The sequence below is a fragment of the Paenarthrobacter sp. NCHU4564 genome (assembly GCF_052156435.1).
Taxonomy (GTDB): Bacteria; Actinomycetota; Actinomycetes; order Actinomycetales; family Micrococcaceae; genus Arthrobacter.
This window is the reverse complement of the sequence record NZ_JBQLIS010000003.1, coordinates 1-17,257: the sequence shown is the minus strand read 5'-3', so window position 1 is coordinate 17,257 and position 17,257 is coordinate 1. Positions and strand designations below refer to the sequence as shown.

Annotated in this window: 16 protein-coding genes; 10 read left to right on the top strand and 6 right to left on the bottom strand. The window is 64.9% G+C overall.

Going from position 1 to position 17,257, the window contains the following annotated elements; all coding sequences use genetic code 11:
- The first annotated feature begins 56 nt into the window (after positions 1–56).
- The 3 genes from ACSVIE_RS04060 to ACSVIE_RS04050 all read left to right on the top strand — a co-directional run bounded on the left by ACSVIE_RS04060 (position 57) and on the right by ACSVIE_RS04050 (position 2,248).
- A complete protein-coding gene (locus ACSVIE_RS04060) occupies positions 57–761 on the top strand; it encodes a hypothetical protein (protein WP_442423082.1) in 705 nt (234 codons plus the stop codon).
- A gap of 144 nt (positions 762–905) precedes the next feature.
- Positions 906–1,448, top strand: coding sequence for an RNA polymerase sigma factor (locus ACSVIE_RS04055; RefSeq protein ID WP_442423081.1), 543 nt, complete (start codon positions 906–908; stop codon positions 1,446–1,448).
- On the top strand, positions 1,445–2,248 hold the full coding sequence (locus ACSVIE_RS04050) for a hypothetical protein (protein WP_442423080.1): 804 nt from the start codon (positions 1,445–1,447) through the stop codon (positions 2,246–2,248). The genes ACSVIE_RS04055 and ACSVIE_RS04050 overlap by 4 nt, the downstream gene beginning before the upstream one ends.
- Positions 2,249–2,372: 124 nt before the next feature.
- Here the strand turns inward: ACSVIE_RS04050 and ald are convergent, their stop codons facing one another.
- Positions 2,373–3,491, bottom strand: coding sequence for an alanine dehydrogenase (gene ald, locus ACSVIE_RS04045; protein ID WP_426004659.1), 1,119 nt, complete (start codon positions 3,489–3,491; stop codon positions 2,373–2,375).
- A gap of 208 nt (positions 3,492–3,699) precedes the next feature.
- On the opposite strand from ald, the gene ACSVIE_RS04040 reads away from it, so the two are divergent.
- Positions 3,700–4,914, top strand: a complete 1,215-nt coding sequence (locus ACSVIE_RS04040) for a PucR family transcriptional regulator (protein WP_426004658.1) — start codon at positions 3,700–3,702, stop codon at positions 4,912–4,914.
- Here the strand turns inward: ACSVIE_RS04040 and ACSVIE_RS04035 are convergent.
- From ACSVIE_RS04035 to ACSVIE_RS04020, 4 genes are read right to left on the bottom strand one after another with little or no spacing between them, the layout of a single operon-like run.
- A complete protein-coding gene (locus ACSVIE_RS04035; RefSeq protein WP_426004657.1) occupies positions 4,911–5,315 on the bottom strand; it encodes a universal stress protein in 405 nt (134 codons plus the stop codon). The genes ACSVIE_RS04040 and ACSVIE_RS04035 overlap by 4 nt on opposite strands.
- Positions 5,312–6,865 (bottom strand): tripartite tricarboxylate transporter permease, encoded by a 1,554-nt coding sequence (locus ACSVIE_RS04030; protein WP_442423079.1) that lies wholly within the window; start codon positions 6,863–6,865, stop codon positions 5,312–5,314. The genes ACSVIE_RS04035 and ACSVIE_RS04030 overlap by 4 nt, the downstream gene beginning before the upstream one ends.
- Positions 6,866–6,874: 9 nt before the next feature.
- On the bottom strand, positions 6,875–7,435 hold the full coding sequence (locus ACSVIE_RS04025; RefSeq protein ID WP_426004655.1) for a tripartite tricarboxylate transporter TctB family protein: 561 nt from the start codon (positions 7,433–7,435) through the stop codon (positions 6,875–6,877).
- 5 nt (positions 7,436–7,440) lie between these two features.
- On the bottom strand, positions 7,441–8,445 hold the full coding sequence (locus tag ACSVIE_RS04020; protein WP_442423078.1) for a tripartite tricarboxylate transporter substrate binding protein: 1,005 nt from the start codon (positions 8,443–8,445) through the stop codon (positions 7,441–7,443).
- 152 nt (positions 8,446–8,597) lie between these two features.
- On the opposite strand from ACSVIE_RS04020, the gene ACSVIE_RS04015 reads away from it, so the two are divergent.
- From ACSVIE_RS04015 to ACSVIE_RS03990, 6 genes are all read left to right on the top strand, one after another.
- Positions 8,598–9,482 carry a LysR family transcriptional regulator gene (locus ACSVIE_RS04015; RefSeq protein WP_426004652.1) on the top strand — a complete coding sequence of 295 codons (885 nt, stop codon included), beginning with the start codon at positions 8,598–8,600 and terminating at the stop codon, positions 9,480–9,482.
- Positions 9,483–9,626: 144 nt separating this feature from the next.
- Positions 9,627–10,541 (top strand): 5-dehydro-4-deoxyglucarate dehydratase, encoded by a 915-nt coding sequence (gene kdgD, locus ACSVIE_RS04010; RefSeq protein WP_426004650.1) that lies wholly within the window; start codon positions 9,627–9,629, stop codon positions 10,539–10,541.
- 30 nt (positions 10,542–10,571) lie between these two features.
- Positions 10,572–12,185, top strand: coding sequence for an aldehyde dehydrogenase (NADP(+)) (locus ACSVIE_RS04005; RefSeq protein ID WP_442423077.1), 1,614 nt, complete (start codon positions 10,572–10,574; stop codon positions 12,183–12,185).
- Positions 12,182–13,510, top strand: coding sequence for an enolase C-terminal domain-like protein (locus ACSVIE_RS04000; protein WP_442423076.1), 1,329 nt, complete (start codon positions 12,182–12,184; stop codon positions 13,508–13,510). The genes ACSVIE_RS04005 and ACSVIE_RS04000 overlap by 4 nt, the downstream gene beginning before the upstream one ends.
- A 79-nt stretch (positions 13,511–13,589) precedes the next feature.
- Complete coding sequence (locus tag ACSVIE_RS03995) at positions 13,590–14,510, top strand: AEC family transporter (protein ID WP_426004647.1); 921 nt, start codon at positions 13,590–13,592, stop codon at positions 14,508–14,510.
- A gap of 190 nt (positions 14,511–14,700) precedes the next feature.
- On the top strand, positions 14,701–16,062 hold the full coding sequence (locus ACSVIE_RS03990) for an MFS transporter (RefSeq protein ID WP_426004645.1): 1,362 nt from the start codon (positions 14,701–14,703) through the stop codon (positions 16,060–16,062).
- Between the two features lie 192 nt (positions 16,063–16,254).
- Here ACSVIE_RS03990 and ACSVIE_RS03985 read toward each other — a convergent pair.
- Positions 16,255–17,257 (bottom strand): hypothetical protein (locus ACSVIE_RS03985; RefSeq protein ID WP_442423075.1); only part of this gene is annotated, 1,003 nt, incomplete at its 5' end.

The window sequence follows — 17,257 nt, the reverse complement described above, 5'->3', positions numbered from 1 at the left end:
TCCGGCAGCTGCACCTCGGTTGCCGGGGCAATCCCCAATGTTTGACGGAGGAATCCATGTCCTTGTTCACTGTCCTTGCCACCAGCAAAGTCGCCGCGGGCGTCCTGGCTGCCGGAGCTGTTGCGGCCGGCGGAACCGGCGTAGCCGCCTTCAACGGCGCCCTCCCCGCTGGACTTCAGCAGGCAGCCCACGATGCCGTTGGCGCCCCGGCTCCCGTGGCAGAGCAGGCAAACACTACAGCAGCCGAAGCCGTGGCGGCGGGCGGGGACAAGGCCGCTGACGCCGTCGACACCGCCCAGGCAAAAGCAGCCGACGCTGCCTCAGCGGGCCAGGCCAAGGCCGCAGACGCCGTCGGGACCGCCGCTGACGCCGTTGAAGACGCCACGTCCCCCGAGGCGTTCGGCCTGTGCACCGCGCTGCTGGGCGGCGGGCTCGCCGCGGACGCCAAAGTGCCCGGTTACGAGTCCCTGGTGATCGAAGCCGGCGGCGACGCCAACGTTGAAGCCCACTGCGCCGCCGTGGTCGAAGCCGGCAAGGCAGCAGGCCTGAAGGCCGACGGTGCAGCAGGAGCAAAGGTCGACGGCGGTGCCTCCGTCGCGGCGACGGTACCTGCTGTTCCGGCCACCCCGGCTGTCCCCGGTGCCCCTGACGCGCCGGCCGTGCCCGCGACCCCCGCTGTTCCGGCTGCTCCGGAACTGCCCACGCAGGTTCCCACCGACATTCCTTCGGCTCCCGGTGCGCCGCTGGATTCTGTCCGCTAAACCGCCAGCGGCTACGGTTAACAGCGGGGCTCCCCGAAATCGATCTGATGTCGATCACCGGGAGCCCCGCTACGTAACGGACGGCAGCGCAGTGGTTTACCCGCCCGGGACGTCGCTGCGCTGCGTGGATGGAGGCATCCGCGGGTGCTTGGGCCTTTAACTGACGAATATCTGCAGACGGACAATGATGATCCCGCTCTGCTCTTCACGGCTGCCTACAACAACTTCGCCGGGCAGGTGTGCGGGTACCTGCGTGCCCGCGGTGTGGACGATCCCGAGGCCATCACCCAGGACGTCTTCCTTGCCTTCCACCCCAAGCTCCAGGGCCTGCACGGAGGGCTCCAGGGAGCCCGCACCCTGCTGTTCACCATCGCCCATGCGCGCATGGTGGACCATTACCGCAGGAAGGAGCGGACGCCGGAGGCAGCCCCCTACCAGCCCGAGCTGGATGGCCGGCGGGCGCCATCGGCTGAAGAGCAGGCGGTAGGAGCCCTGGGCGTGACCGGGCTCCTGGAAGAATTGGCCACCGAGCATCGTGAGGTCCTCGCTTTGCGGGTGGTGGCAGACCTTTCCGTGGAAGAAACAGCGGCCATCATGGGCAGGTCCCAAGGTGCCGTGAAGCAGTTGCAACGCAGGGCGCTGGGTGCACTGAGGAAGCGTGTACTGAAAAGGAACGGCACATCATGAGCGAACAGACCAAGGCACGCGCAGTCGAACAGCTGCTGGCCGACGCCGGAATCGATGCTGCCCGTGACGGCTCCGGCGTCCGCGACGAACTGCTCCGCCTGCGCTCGCTGGCTGACACGGCGCCGTTGCCGTCGGAGGCCGTGCGCGCCTTGATGGCAGGGCAGGCGGGCGAGGCCGCCACTGCGTTGGTGCCTGTCGTTGAGGAAAACCCGACGGCGGTCCTTCCGTCCGTTGGCGGGTCCACCGCCCAGCCTCCGCGCCACGACGAACTCGCGGCCCGCCGTCGTAAGCGCCGGGCAGCCATTGCCGGATTGGCCCTGGCAGCCACGCTGGCAGGTGGTGCCTCGGCGGCGGCCGCGCAGGAAGGCGGGATCCCGGGGACGTTCCAGCATCTCGGCGCGGCCATCGGCTCCGTGGTGTCGCAGCTTGCCCCGGGGCCGGCGAAGGCTCCGCAGCCGGAGCGGCCGGCCGGGCCCGCTGAAGAACTCCCCACAAACGGCGCCCACCCGGCACCGACCGCCCCCAATCCAACGGACAGTGCCGGCGGAGCCACAGGAACCGGGCCTTCGACGGGCACGGACCACGGCAACTCCGCCAAGCACCAAGGCGGCGGAGTGTCCCAGGCACCCAAGGCCCCGGGGAACGCGGGCAATGTGCCCACTCCCGAACCCGGGATCACGCCGCCGTCCATCGGAACACCGGATCTTCCACCGAGCCTGGGTCCGTCCACCCTGCCGGTTCCTGTTCCCACGCAGGTGATCCCGGAGGTTCCCAAGGCCCCAGGCAACCCCGCGAAGTGACACTTAATGCCAATGTTTGCCGCGAACATTGGCATTAAGTGCCATCTCGTTGGGCAAGAGACAAACGACGGCGGGGTGCGGCCTCCGTGGAAGCCGCACCCCGCCGTCGTGCTCGCCTGGAAGCCTAGGCAGTGACCAGGCTGTGCCAGTCCTCAACCAGGGGCAGGTTGTGCGCCTCGGAGACGGAGTGGTGTGCCACCTGGCCGCCGGCGATGTTGAGGCCGGCTGCCAGTGCCGGATCGCGGTCGAAGGCGGCCTTGACGCCGAGGTTGGCCAGGGCGACGGCGTAGCGCAGGGTGACGTTGGTCAGGGCGTACGTGGAGGTGTTCGGAACAGCGCCGGGCATGTTGGCAACGCAGTAGAAGATCGAGTTGTGGACCTTGTACGTCGGTTCCTGGTGGGTGGTGGGGTGCGTGTCCTCGAAGCAGCCGCCCTGGTCCACGGCGATGTCCACCAGCACCGAGCCCGGCTTCATCCGGGACACGAGTTCGTTGGTGACCAGCTTCGGGGCCTTGGCGCCCGGGATCAGGACGGAACCGATCACGAGATCTGCGTCGACAACTGACTTCTCGATCTCGTAGGCGTTGGAGGCGACGGTCTTCAGGCGGCCCTGGTAAAGGGCATCGAGTTCGCGCAGCCGGTTGATGTTGATGTCCATGATGGTGACATCAGCACCGAGGCCCAGCGCCATGGCAGCGGCGTTGGTTCCCGCAACGCCGGCTCCGAGGACAACAACTTTGGCCGGGCGCACGCCCGGAACGCCGCCCAGCAGGATGCCCTTGCCGCCGGCGGGTGCCATGAGGGAGGACGCGCCGACCACCACGGAGAGCCGGCCCGCGACCTCGGACATGGGGGCGAGCAGCGGGAGGGCGCGGCCTTCCTGCACGGTTTCGTAGGCGATGGCCGTGACGCCGGAGTTGATGAGCTCGGTGGTGAGCTCGGGCTCGGCGGCCAGGTGCAGGTAGGTGAAGAGGATCAGGCCCTTGCGGAAGCGGTGGTATTCGGCCTTGATGGGTTCCTTGACCTTCATGACCATGTCGGCACGGGCCCAGACGTCGTCGGCTTCGTTGACAATTTCGGCGCCCGCGATCGAGTATTCCTCGTCGGTGATACCCGAGCCGAGGCCGGCACCGCGTTCAACGAGGACAGTGTGTCCGTGGGTGCGGAACTCGTGCACGCCGGCGGCCGTGATGGCTACGCGGAACTCGTTGTTCTTGATTTCCTTGGGGACACCGATGATCATCTGGGGCTCCATCGTTTGCGGCTTTTTTCGGCCGGATTTTGCTGCGGGCTGTGGTTCCAGAATAGATCCGGCTGTGAGGCAGGCGACACGATTACCTCAGCGCTTGAGGGGGAAGAACCGCGGAAAATCAGGGTTTTTGGAATATCTAGCTCGACATTTGTCGAGCCTTGGAACGTCAGGTGTCGCCTGATGTTGGTACGCTGTCCCCGTGCAGCAGGACGTCGAACAGATTGTTGAGAGGGTCGCTTCGAAACTCGGGCGGGGCCTGTCTTTGGAAGACCTCGACGGTGTCCTCCTGGCCTACAGCTCCAACCAGTCCCATGCGGACCGCGTGCGCGTGAATTTCCTCCTGAGCAAGAAGGTCCCCGGCGACGTCAGCGCGTGGCAGCTTTCGCATGGAATTTCGACGGCGGTCCGTCCCGTTGTGGTGCCCGCCAACGATGATCTGGGCATGCTTGGCCGGGTCTGCGTGCCGTTGCTGGTGCGCGGTTTCCGGGTGGGATACCTCTGGGTGCAACAGGATCTTGAGGAGCAGACCGCGACGGCGATCCTCGCCCAGTTGCCCGGCGTGCGGGACGAACTGGATCTGTTGGCAGGGGTGTTGCTGGATTCCAATACTGCCGAGTCGGAGTTCCGGAGGCGGCGGGAGCAGGAATTCATGGCTGCCTGCGGAGGCGAGTCGAATGCTGTGTCGGCTGTTGCCGGGTGGAAGGAAATCCAAGGCCGCGGACCATGGCAGGTGGTGACGGTGCTGGACGCCGGTGGTGCGGGATCCGCCGTCGATCCCATTGCCGCGACGCTGACGCACCGTTCCGCCGCACTGCAGTCCACCATTGGGGTGGACGCTGCCCTGTTCAGTGCCGGAACGGAAACCCATGCGGTGATGCTGTTCCGGGCTTCCGGCGGCCGGGCGGAGCATGCCCAGGTGCTGGTGCACTACCAGCTGGAACTGGCCAAGCGGGCCGGGCGGACCGTGGACCGCGTGATCCTGGGTATCAGCGAGCCCTTCCAGGTGATCCGCCAGTTGGCAGCGGCCTACCGGGAATCCAGGGTTGCCGCCCAGGCGGCTGCGGTGGACCCGCCGCTGGGAGAGTTGGTGGACGGACGCGCCGTGGGGATTTACCAGTTGTTCGACCGTCTGCAGGCCCCCGGGGGTTGGGACGACGCGGGGTCGGTCCACTTCAGGGCGCTGGAAGGCCACGACCGCAACGGCGAGCTGCTGCCGGTGCTGGAGTTGCTGTACGACAACGACGGATCGGTCCAGGATGTTGCCCGGAAGCTCCACCTGCACCGCAGCAGTATCTACAACCGGCTCGGCCGGATCCGCCAACTCATCGGAGCTGATCCGCTGAGCGGCGCGATCCGGCTCGAACTGCATGCGGCGCTGAAGGCCCGTCGTTGGGCGGGGAGGCCCAGGATTTAGAAAGCCGACGTTCCGGCCTTAACGGCCAGCACTGGGCGGTCGGCCTGCATGAGGATCCGTTGCGCGTGGCTGCCCATAATGAACTTGCCCACCTGGGTCCGGTGGCGGAGCCCGATGACGATCAGCGAAGCATCGATGTCCCGCGCGACGTCGAGGAATTCGTCGGCGAGGTCGTCCTTGTAGGGCGGCTGGATGACAGTGGCGTTCACGCCGGCTTCCGTTGCCCGCCGGAGCGCTTCTTCAAGGACGGAGGCTGGAGCGACCGACTTGTCCACTAGCGCGCCTTCCCGGGCGGAGTTCACAATCACCAGGTCCTGCCGGCGAAGTTGTGCCTCCGAGATCCCCGCGGCCAGGGCCGCTTCTCCTGCCGGGGTGGGAACGAAGCCGACGATGATTTTCATACCTTTTCCTTGATGTCGTTGGTGCCCTGGATAGTTGAACCGGAGTTGCGTGCCGCCTGGGAAGACCTGGACCGCCGGGCCAGGAGCGTGCGGAGCGCGGGCAGCAAGGCCACGAGCACGAAGACCAGAAGCAGGGTGGCCGAGATGGGCCGCGAGAAGAAGCCCATGGGATCGCCGCCGAACACCAGCAGTGAGCGGCGGAGGGAGCTTTCCAGGAGCGATCCCAGGACGAAGGCAAGCACCAGCGGGCCGGGCTCGAAGCCAAACTTCTTCATCAGGTAACCCACCACGCCGAAGACCACCACCAGCGTCACATCGAACATGCTGTTGTTGATGGTGTAGGCGCCCAGGAGGGTAATGAGTGCGGTGATCGGCGCCAGGATGGCGGCGCGTACGCGCAGGATCTTCACAAAGATTCCCACCAGCGGCAGGCTCATGATCAGCAGCAGGATGTTGCCGATGTACATCGAGTTCACCACGCCCCAGAACAGCTCCGGATCCTGGTCCACCAGCTGCGGGCCGGGGGTGACGCCCTGAATCAGCAACGCTCCGAACATGAGAGCCATGGTGGCGTTGGCAGGGATGCCGAGCGTGAGGAGCGGGATGAAGGAGGACGTGGCTGCGGCGTTGTTGGCTGTCTCGGGTCCGGCCACACCTTCCGGTGCGCCTTTGCCGAACCGCTCGGGCTGCTTGGCCCGCTTCTTTTCCATGGCATAGGACGCCATGGAGGCGATCGTGGCACCACCACCGGGCAAAATGCCCAGGAAGAATCCCAGGATGGAGCCGCGGCCGATTGCGCCCGACGCCTGCTTCAGGTCCTTCCGGGATGGCCAGACATTCGCGACGGCGGATGGTGCCTTCGCGGCGCGGTGGCGCTCCTCGAGGTTGTACAGGATTTCGCCGAGTCCGAAGATGCCCATGGCGATGGGGACGAAGTCGATGCCGTCTGCGAGTTCGAGGCTGCCAAAGGTGAATCGGTTCTCACCGGTGAAGACGTCCCGGCCTACGGTGGCCAGCAAAAGTCCAATGGCGGCGGCGATGAGCGCCTTGGCCTTTGCTCCGCTGCTGATGGTTGCCACCAGAAGGATGCCCAGGAGGGCCAATGCGGAGTATTCGGCGGGACCGAAGTCCAGTGCAAAGCTGGCCACCAGGGGTGCCAGGAAAGTCAGGCCGATGATGGCCGCCGTCCCGCCGGTGAACGAGCCAATGGCAGCGAGACCGAGGGCTGTTCCGGCTTTCCCTTGCTTGGCCAGTTGGTAACCGTCGAAGACCGTGACCACTGACGATGCTTCGCCGGGCAACCGGAGCAGCACGGAGGTGATGGTTCCACCGTACTGGGCACCGTAGAAGATTCCGGCCAGCATGATGATGGCCGTGACCGGTTCCACGCTGTAGGTCAGCGGGAGCAGGATCGCGATGGTCGCCGCCGGCCCCAATCCGGGCAGCACACCGATCAGCATGCCGATGAGGACACCGATCAGGCAGTAGAGCAGGTTCATGGGTTCCAGGACGACGCCGAAACCGTCGATCACGGGATTCAGGAAATCCACGGGTGTCTCCTAGAAAAGGTGGGGGATGGACGTATTGAGCGCCAGAACGAAGATGCCGTAGAAGGCGACGATCACCAAGGCGCTGACCAGCAGCGTGGACCGCCAGGTTTCACTGCCCAGGAACTTCATCCAGATGATGCAGAGCACCAGCCCGGGAATTTCGAATCCGATCAGGGGCATGAGCGCCACCATGGCGGCCAGGGAGACGAACCCGGTCACGGGTGCCAGGGAGAGCCGGGTGAATTTTTCCGCATCCAGGTTCCTCCGGCCGATGATCAGCTGGAAGAGGCCAAGGGCCACCATGACGCAGCTGATCATGAACGGCCACAGACCGGGTTCGGGTGCCGCCAGAGTCCCCAAGCCCATGGCCACGGACAGCGCAACGGCACCCGCTCCAACCCCGATCACCACCAGCGATGACGCCACGTTGGCCAGCGGGCCGGCGGCAGGGGGCTTTTCTTCCTCCCACTGGGCGGCCAGTTGTTCAGGGGTCAGTTCGTCGGGGCTCCCGACGGCGGCAGCTGCGTTTGCGCTGCTGCCTCCGCCGGGTGCCGGGTTGCCGGTGCTCACGGGAATCACTTGGTTCCGCTGAGGCTGATGTCGTACTTCTCTACCAGGGACTTGTATTTGGCTGCGTAGTCCTTCCATTCCTTGACTACTTCTTCGCCGGAGATCTCCTTGGGTGTGAGCATGTTTTTCTTATTGAACTCTTTGTAGGCGTCCGTCTTGAAGGTCTCCTGAAGCGCGGAGTAGAGCTTGTCCTTCACATCCTGCGGGGTCCCCTTGGGTGCGGCAAGTGCGCGGTACTGTGCCACGGGAACGTCGTAGCCGGCCTCCTTCGCGGACGGGACGTCCGGCAGGAAGGAGTTGCGCTCATTGGAGAACACCAGCAGCGGTGTCACTTTGCCGGCCTCGATTTGGGGCATGGCTTCGCCGAGCTGGATGGTGGCGAGTTCAACCTGGTTGCCCAGGACCGCCGTCAAGGCCGGTTTGCCGCTGTCGAAGGGGACATCGGTTCCCTGGACTCCGGCCTGCTTGAAGAGGACGGTTTGGGCGAGCTGGCTGCCGGTGCCCACGCCGGTGGTTCCAAAGGTGACGTTGCGCTTGGCGTCCGTGACGTCTTTGAAAGAGGAAAAGCCGGACTGCTTGCTGGCAACCAGCACGTAGTCGTCCTGGGAGAGTCCTGCGATGATGTCGAGATCGTCGATGTTCACGGCCTCGTCGGCGGATACTGCCAACGGGGTGATAGTGATGAGGGACGCCGTGAGGAGCACCAGGTTCTGGCCATCCGCGGGCTTGCCGGCCACTTCCTTGGTGGCCAAGGCGCCGTTGGCTCCGGGCTTGTTAACAACCGGCATGGGCGAGCCGAGGGTTTTGCCTGCGCCCTCGGCCACGGCCCTGGCGATGAGGTCGGTGCTGCCGCCTGCTGCCTGTCCTACGGTGAGGTTGACGGGCCCGTTCGGGTATTTGGCGTTGGTAGAGGAACTGCCTCCGGCGACGTTGCCGCAAGCTGTGAGGGCCAAAAGGGTGAGTGCTGAAGCCGCTCCGAGGACAGCGCGGCGGTTGGGGAAGTGCGTCATTGGGACTCCTGGTTGGCACGGGTGGTTCATGCGGAGGGTGAGTCCTCCAGCATGTGAACCGGGTCACGCCCGGTGCGCTCTGTCGAGTGTAGGGACCCGTTATGATGCATGTCTAAGCCCAAAAATGCATCATTTGATACCGGGAAGGCATCATGTTTACTTTCGATCAGTTGGCCGGATTTATAGCCGTTGCCGAGGAGCTCCACTTCGGCAGGGCTGCGGAGCGGCTGAACATGACCCAGCCGCCGCTGAGCCGCCAGATCCAGCGGCTGGAAAAGATCGTGGGTGCGGAACTGCTGGAGCGGGACAATCGCAAGGTGGAACTGACGCACGCCGGGCAGGCGTTCCTTGAGGAGGCCCGCCGGCTGATGGCACTGGCCGAACGCGCACCCGTGGCGGCCCGGCGCATCGCTTCAGGGCGCTCCGGCCTGCTGCGCATCGGCTTCACGGCGGCCAGCGGCTTTAGTATCCTCGGGCCGTTGCTGGAGGAAGTGGCCGGCATCATTCCGGACGTGGATGTTGACCTCCAAGAGTTGGTGACCGGCGAGCAGATCAACGGGCTGCTCACAGGCCAGTTGGACCTGGGTTTGGCCCGCCCGCCGTTCGACAAGGAGGCGTTCGATTCCCACCTCTTGTACAGGGAGTCCATCCTGCTTGCCGTTCCCGCGGGGCATCGGCTGGGCGGCCTCGGCAGGGACGTCACCCACCAGGATCTTATTGACGAGCCCCTGATCATGCACTCAGCCTCGGATGCCCGGTATTTCTATGACTTGGTGGTCCGCCTGATACCCATCCGCCATGAAAACGTGGTCCATACGGTCAGCCAGATTCTCACCATGGTTTCCCTGGTGGCTGCCAAGCGCGGGGTTGCTTTCGTGCCACACTCGGCCAAGGTGCTGGGTCTGCAGGGAGTGGAGTTCCTCAACCTGGCCGGCGGCGAGGCCGAGCCCGTGGAACTTCACGCAATCTGGCGCCGCAAGGTTGAGAACCCTGCCCTGCGACGCCTGTTGAAGGAACTGTCTTTCGGGCTTGAGTAGCCCCTGCCCAGACTCCATGATTGATGCAGCGAGGGTATCAATGGATACAAAAGAACACTTAGACAGGCATTAGTACCCCACCTAGTCTGGAAAGGAACCAACACACCCGCGCCAACGATGCGCATGCTTCCCGTAAGGACCACCGTGGCAACGTACTCACCCCAGGAACTGGCAAACGTCCTCAAGGACGGGCTCCTTTCCTTCCCCGTCACCTCTTTCGATGCCCAGCTTCAGTTCGATGAGGAGAACTACCGCAAGCACCTCGCCTGGCAGGCCAGCTTCCCGGTTGCCGGACTTTTCGCCGCGGGAGGCACAGGTGAAGGCTTCTCCCTCACTCCCGCGGAATCCGAGCGCGTGGTGCGTACCGCCGTCGAGGAAGTCGGATCCACTGTTCCGGTGCTCGCCTCCGCCGGCGGTTCCACCGCACAGGCTGTCGAGAACGCAAAGGCAGCTGAGGCGGCGGGCGCCGAAGGCCTCCTTCTCCTGCCGCCCTACCTCACCGAAGCGGACCAGGGTGGTCTGATCGAACACGTTAGCGCCGTGTGCAGCGCCACCAACCTGGGCGTCATCATCTACAACCGTGCCAACGCCATCTACAAGGACTCCACCGTGGCAACCCTGGCCGACCGCCACGCCAACCTGATCGGGTTCAAGGACGGTGTTGGCGACCTGGAGCACGATGCCCGGGTCTACGCCAAGCTCGGCGACCGGCTCTTCTACCTTGGCGGCCTGCCCACCGCCGAGACGTTCGCACTTCCGCTCCTGCAACTCGGCATGAGCACCTACTCCAGCGCCATGTACAACTTCGTTCCCCAATTCGCCCTGGACTTCTACGCGGATGTCCGTAACAACGACCGTGAGGCTGTGAACAAGAAGCTCAACGATTTCGTGATCCCGTACCTGGACATCCGCGACCGCGTGAAGGGCTACGCCGTGTCCATCGTCAAGGGCGGACTGGACGCGATCGGCCGCTCCGCAGGCGGCGTGCGCCCCCCGCTGCAGAACCTTGCAGAGCAGGACCTGGCAGACCTCAAAGCACTGATCGCCCGCGTTTCCTGACCGACTCTCTCCCCAGACCCAGGAGGAACCATGACCCTCACCGGACATTCCCTCATTGCCGGACAGGCCGTTGTTGGTGGCGGCAAGACCACCTGCGGCTTCAATCCCGCAACCAATGAAGCCCTGGAACCGGCCTACTCGCTGCTCACGGAAGAGCAGCTGAAGGCCGCTACCGCTGCCGCGAAGGAGGCCTATGCTTCCTTCAGCACGCTGGACCCCGAAACCCACGCTGCGTTCCTGGACGCCATTGCGGACAACATTGAGGCCATTGGCGACGAACTCATTGTCCGCGCCGGTCAGGAAACGGGACTCCCGGCTGCCCGGCTGCAGGGGGAACGCGCCCGCACCACCGGACAACTGCGCTTGTTCGCAAACGTTGTCCGCCAGGGCGACTTCCGCGGCGTGCGGATCGATCCCGCGATTCCGGACCGCGCACCCCTGCCGCGTGCGGACATCCGCCAGCGCCAGATCCCGCTTGGGCCCGTGGCCGTCTTTGGTGCCAGCAACTTCCCGCTGGCCTTCTCGACGGCGGGTGGAGACACCGCTTCAGCACTGGCCGCGGGTTGCCCAGTGGTTTTCAAGGCCCACAACGCCCACCCCGGCACCAGTGAACTGGTGGGGCAGGCAATCGCCAAGGCTGTCAAGGACACCGGACTCCACCCGGGCGTGTTTTCGCTCATTTACGGTCCCGGAGCCAGCATCGGCCAGGCCCTCGTGTCCGATCCCGCGATCAAGGCAGTGGGTTTCACCGGTTCCCAGAGTGCCGGTGTTGCTTTGATGCGTACCGCCGCAGCCCGCAGGGAACCCATCCCCGTCTACGCCGAAATGTCCTCCCTGAACCCGGTGTTCGTTTTCGAGGGCGCCCTCGCCGGCGACGCCGGTGAGATCGATGCGTTGGCCCGGCAGTACGTCGCGTCGGTGACGGGCAGTTCCGGGCAGCTGTGCACCTCACCCGGTCTGCTGTTTGCTCCGGAAGGTGAGGCAGGAGACCGGCTGGCTGCCGCCGTCGGACGCGCTGTTGCCGCTTGCAGCGGACAGACGATGCTGACCGAAGGCATTGCCGGTTCCTGGAATGCCGGTACGGAGGCACTCGGCAGGGCCGACGGTGTTGAGGTGATCGGCCAGGGCACTAAAGGTGCCACGGAGAACGCCCCGGCACCCACCATTTTCGGGACCGGTGTCCAGCAGTTCGTGGAAAACCACGTCCTCCACGAGGAAATCTTCGGCGCAGCATCCCTGGTGATCCGTTACTCCTCTGTGGATGACCTCCTCCAAGCCGCCTCGCGGATCGAAGGGCAACTCACCGCATCGCTGCAGCTCACCGAAGGGGACTACCCGACGGCGGCACGCCTCCTGCCGGTACTGGAGCAGAAAGTGGGCCGCATCATCGTCAACGGCTGGCCTACCGGGGTGGAAGTCGGCCATGCCATGGTTCACGGTGGACCGTTCCCCGCCACCTCGGACACGCGCACCACTTCCGTGGGCACCCTGGCCATCAACCGTTTCCTCCGCCCGGTGGCCTACCAGAACCTGCCCCAGGAACTCCTCCCGGCATCATTGCAGGACGCCAACCCATGGCACCTTAACCGTCGTATCGACGGAGAGATGGTGCCTGCGAACGAGAAAGCAGAGGTCGGCGCATGAGCACCCAACCCACCATTTCCCGGGTAGAGGTTGTGCCCGTTGCCGGCTACGACAGCATGCTGATGAACCTCAGCGGTGCCCACGGGCCGTTCTTCACACGCAACGTGGTGATCATTACGGACTCCGAAGGCCGCACAGGCTTGGGTGAGGTCCCCGGTGGCGAGAAGATCAAGAGCACCATTGAGGAAGCCGGCGCCCTGATCAACGGAAAGCCTGTGGCCCGCTACCGTTCGCTCCTGCGCGAAGTTGCTGCAGCGTTTGCGGACCGTGATGCCGGGGGACGCGGCCCGCAGACCTTCGATCTCCGCACTACCGTCCACGCCGTCACTGCCATCGAGTCAGCCCTGCTGGACCTGCACGGCCAGTTCCTGGGCGTCCCCGTGGCCGAGTTGCTAGGCGATGGCCAGCAGCGCACCTCCGTCCCCATGCTCGGGTACCTGTTCTTCGTGGGCGACCACAAGCGCACGGATCTTCCATACCTGGTGGAAGAGTCGCCGTCGGACCGCTGGGAAGAACTGCGCCGCCAGGAAGCCATGACCCCGGAAGCCGTGGTCGCACTGGCCGAAGCTGCGCAGGAGCGCTACGGCTTCAGCGACTTCAAGCTCAAGGGCGGCGTGCTGTCCGGCGACGCGGAAGTGGACGTTGTCACCGCACTGGCCAAGCGCTTCCCGGAAGCCCGCGTCACCCTGGACCCCAACGGCGGCTGGCTCCTGGAAGAAGCCATCCGCCTGGGCAAGCGCATGCAAGGAGCAGTGGCCTACGCAGAGGACCCCTGTGGCGCCGAGGGACGTTTCTCCGGCCGGGAAGTCATGGCCGAATTCCGCCGGGCCACAGGGCTGAAGACGGCTACCAACATGATTGCCACGGACTGGCGGGAGATGTCCCATGCCGTGCGCAGCAACGCTGTGGACATTCCTCTGGCAGACCCGCATTTCTGGACGATGCACGGTTCCGTCCGCGTCGCCCAGCTCTGCCACGAGTTCGGACTCACGTGGGGCTCGCACTCCAACAACCACTTTGATATCTCGCTGGCCATGTTCACGCACACCGGAGCAGCAGCCCCGGGTGAGATCACTGCACTGGACACACATTGGATCTGGCAGGACGGCCAAGGCCTGACCAAGGCACCGCTGCAGATCAAGGGCGGCGCAATCGAGGTTCCTGATGCGCCGGGCCTGGGCATCGACCTTGACCGGGACGCCCTGGACAAGGCGCACCAGCTGTACCTGGAGCACGGTCTGGATGCCCGTGATGACAGCATCGGCATGCAGTACTACATCGATGGCTGGCAGTTTGATCCCAAGCGCCCCTGCCTGGTCAGGTAGGTACTGACTTCCGCACGGCCGCTGCAGTCCTCGCAACAGGAAGCGGCCGTGCGGACACCAACTTCATGAAGGGAGCAGGGTGGGCGGCGTCGTTTCCGGCATCCTCATCATCAGCGCGGTCATCGCCGTGGGTTTCTGCGCGTCCAGGTTCAAACTCCTAGCTCCCGACGTCCAGGGTGCACTGACCAGGACTGCCTTCTACATCACCAATCCTGCACTCTTGTTCACCGTGGTTGCCTCAAGCGACATCCGGGCGGCCCTCGGCGTCGATGCCCCGCTTGCCCTGCTCTCGGCAGCGGCTGTGGGGCTGCTCTATTGCCTGCTCAGCGTCCTGTTCTTCCGGCGGCCCGTTGCCGAGACGGCCGTGGGTGCCATGGCCAGCAGCTACGCCAACGCCAACAACATCGGCATCCCGGTTTCCCTCTATGCCGTGGGAACCGCCCAGCACGTTGCGCCGGTGCTCCTGGTCCAACTGCTGGTCCTTGCCCCGTTCTATGTCACCGTCTTGGGGCTGGCCGGTGGTGCCAAAGTTTCGTGGAAGCGGGTGCTTCTCCAGCCGTTGGCCAACCCGATGATCATCGCTTCGGGCTTGGGCGTGCTGATGGCGCTGACCGGGTGGAAGGCGCCCGAACTGGTACAGAAACCCATCGACATGCTGGCCGGGGCCGCCGTTCCCATGGTGCTCCTGGCCTTTGGCATGTCCCTGTCAGGCAAGGCACCCCTGCAGAAGGGCGATGGCCGCGTTGAAACCGTGGTGGCAACCCTCCTCAAGGTTGCCGCAATGCCGGTGATCGTCTGGGCGCTGGGCAGGTTCGTCTTCGGGCTTGAAGGCCAGCACCTTCTGGCGAGCGTCATCATGGCAGCCCTTCCCACAGCCCAGAACGTGTTTCTTTTCGCCTCCCCATATGACCGGGGGACCGTGGTTGCCCGTGACGTCATTCTTTGCACCACTGTTTTGTGCGTCGGGGCGCTGCTGGTGGTCGCTGCCTTGCTCGGCTGACCGGCTGTAATGCTTTGAAGGTATTCATTGATGCAATTTCTGTGTTGGACGCGCATCACACCGAACCTCTAAAGTTGATGCAGGTCATATGACAGGCGCCACAAGTGCCATGCCCCAGCAGTGATCCAGGCCCGGTCCCAGTGCGCCTGCGGTCGCGAAAAGCTTTACCTAGTCAAAGAGGATTTACCCCATGCAATCTGTTGACGCTGCCGTCACGGATGTCGCCCACGCCACCAAGAAGTTTTTCAAGCGTGTGCTGCCCATCATGCTGGTCATGCTCGTCTGCAACCAGCTCAACCGGTCCAATATCGGCTATGCCCACGAACACCTTGAAGCCGACGTAGGAATCGGCGCCGCCGCCTACGGGTTCGGTGCCGGGCTGTTCTTTGTTGCCTACGCGATCTTCGAGCTTCCCAGCAACGTACTGATGGAAAAGTACGGCGCCAAGGTGTGGCTGACCCGCATCATGATCAGCTGGGGCCTGGTGTCCTTCCTCATGGCCTTCGTCCAGAACGAAATGATGTTCTACGTGCTGCGCTTCCTTCTGGGCGCCGCCGAGGCAGGCTTCTTCCCCGCCGTGATCTTCTACTTCGCCCGCTGGGTGCCCGCTGGACAACGCGGCAAAGCCACTGCAATCTTCATTGCCGGGTCCTCCGTCGCAGCAGCCCTCTCCGGCCCCATCGCGGGCCTGCTCCTCAGCCTCCACGATCTTCTGGGGATCCGCGGCTGGCAGTGGCTCTTCGGCTTTGAGGGCTTGCTCTCCGTGGCCGTTGGCTGCATTGTGTTCTTCCTGCTGGATGCCAAAATCGAGGATGCCAAATGGCTGACTCCCTCGGAAAAGTCGGCACTGACACAGGCAATCGCCGATGAAGACGCCCATCACACCAAGGGTTCCAAGGGCAAGGTCAATCGCTGGAAGATGCTCCTCAACCCGCAGATCCTCCTGCTCTGTGCCATCTATTTCTCCGTGCAGTTGTCCATCTACGCCAACACGTTCTGGCTGCCCACCATCGTCAAGCAGATTCCCGGCACCACCGACCTCAGCGTCGGATTCCTCTCCGCCATTCCGTGGGTCTGCGCAGTCTTCGCCATGTACTTCGCCGCCAAGCTGCAGGACAAAGCCAAGTCCAAGCGGCCGCTGCTGGTGGTCGCCCTGCTGGTTGCCGCCGTCGGGACCTTTGCGGCAGCCGTGGCCACACCCGTCCTGGCGCTGGTCTTCCTGGCTGTTGCTGCCATGGGCTTCAAGAGCGCGTCGCCGCTCTTCTGGACCATCCCGCAATCCGGGCTGCACCCGGCAGTCCTTGCCCCGGCCATCGCCATCATCAACTCGCTGGGAAACCTCGGCGGTTTCGTTGCGCCGTTCGGTTTCGGCATCATCAAGGAGCAGACAGGCAGCGTGGTTCCGGGCCTCTACGCCCTCGCCGCAGCGTCACTGCTCGCCGCGGGGCTGGTCTACTTCCTGCGCGAACGCAAGAAGGACATCACACCTCGCCCGGAATCCGGCACGGCCGAGAAGGTTAGGTCGGCTGACACGCTGCATACGGCAGTCTGATTTCATCAAAGAAGACAGAGGGCAGGCACCCGCAACGGGAGCCTGCCCTCTGTCTTTAGCGAAGCTATCTTGATCGCCGCAGCCGCTGGCAGCTCCAGCGGCCCATCCGCCGCCGGAACGTTGCCGTACGGCTGCTGCTGCAGTAGCGGCCGTGCCAGCCGACGTGCGTGGTGGTCCGGGGCATGCGGGTGCTCACTTAAGCGCCTCCTTGGCGAGGTCCAGCAGCCCGTCCACGTTCAGCGACGGGTCATTGGTGGCCGGGGCGCTGCCCGCTTTTGGGTCGTTGCTGGGCCTCGGCTTCTGGGTCTGGGTCGGTGTTGGCGTCTGCGTGGGAGTAGGCGTGACGGTGGGTGCCGGTGTCTGTGTGGGGGTGGGGGTCGGCGCAGTGACCGCATCCGACGGCGGCGCGGGCTGGCCCGGAGCCGGAGTGGTCACTCCTGGCACCGGCACCACGGCCGACGGGGTTGTGGACGGTACCCATTTCGGCGCTGCCAGCGATACCGACGGGACGGGAACGGACGACGGCGACACTGCGGCAGGTGCCTCCGGTGCCGACTGCGTGGGGTCGGCCGGCGGCTGATCCGCGCCGGTTGCCGTCTGGGATGCTGCCGAGGCCGTGGAGTACGACGGGCTCGGAGCAGGGGAAGCGGTGCCGGTGTGGCGTCCATTGCCGTCGCCGGATGCAGTACCGCCGGCCTCCTGTGCGGGTGTTTCCTGACCGATCAGCGGCAGCTCCCAGGCCTGGCTCACCGTGCCGACCGTCAGAACAAGTCCCAAGGCACCGGCAACCACCGCCATGCGCTGGCCCATGGTTTTCACGGAGGCGGCCTTGGTCAGGGCGTTGTGGGGCTCCCGGGTGAATGGTGACGCGCCCAGGGATCCAAAGGCGGATGCGCCGGCCGAGTGGGTGCTTTCGCTTCGACCTTGTGCGTGGCCTGCCGCTTCGGCGCGGGCAGCTCTGCGGCTGGACAGGCCGGCCGCGGCCGTAGCTGCTGCGGCTGTTTTTACCTGGCCTGCTGTTTTTGCCGTGCCTGCCGCCTTGGGCTGGGCGGGGACAGGTTCGACGCCGGGCTCGGCGCCGGCTGCGGCAATGACCGGGATCGCCGCGGTAGCGGGTTCGGGGACAGGTTCGACGCCGGGCTCGGCGCCGGCTGCGGCAATGACCGGGATCGCCGCGGTAGCGGGTTCGGGGACA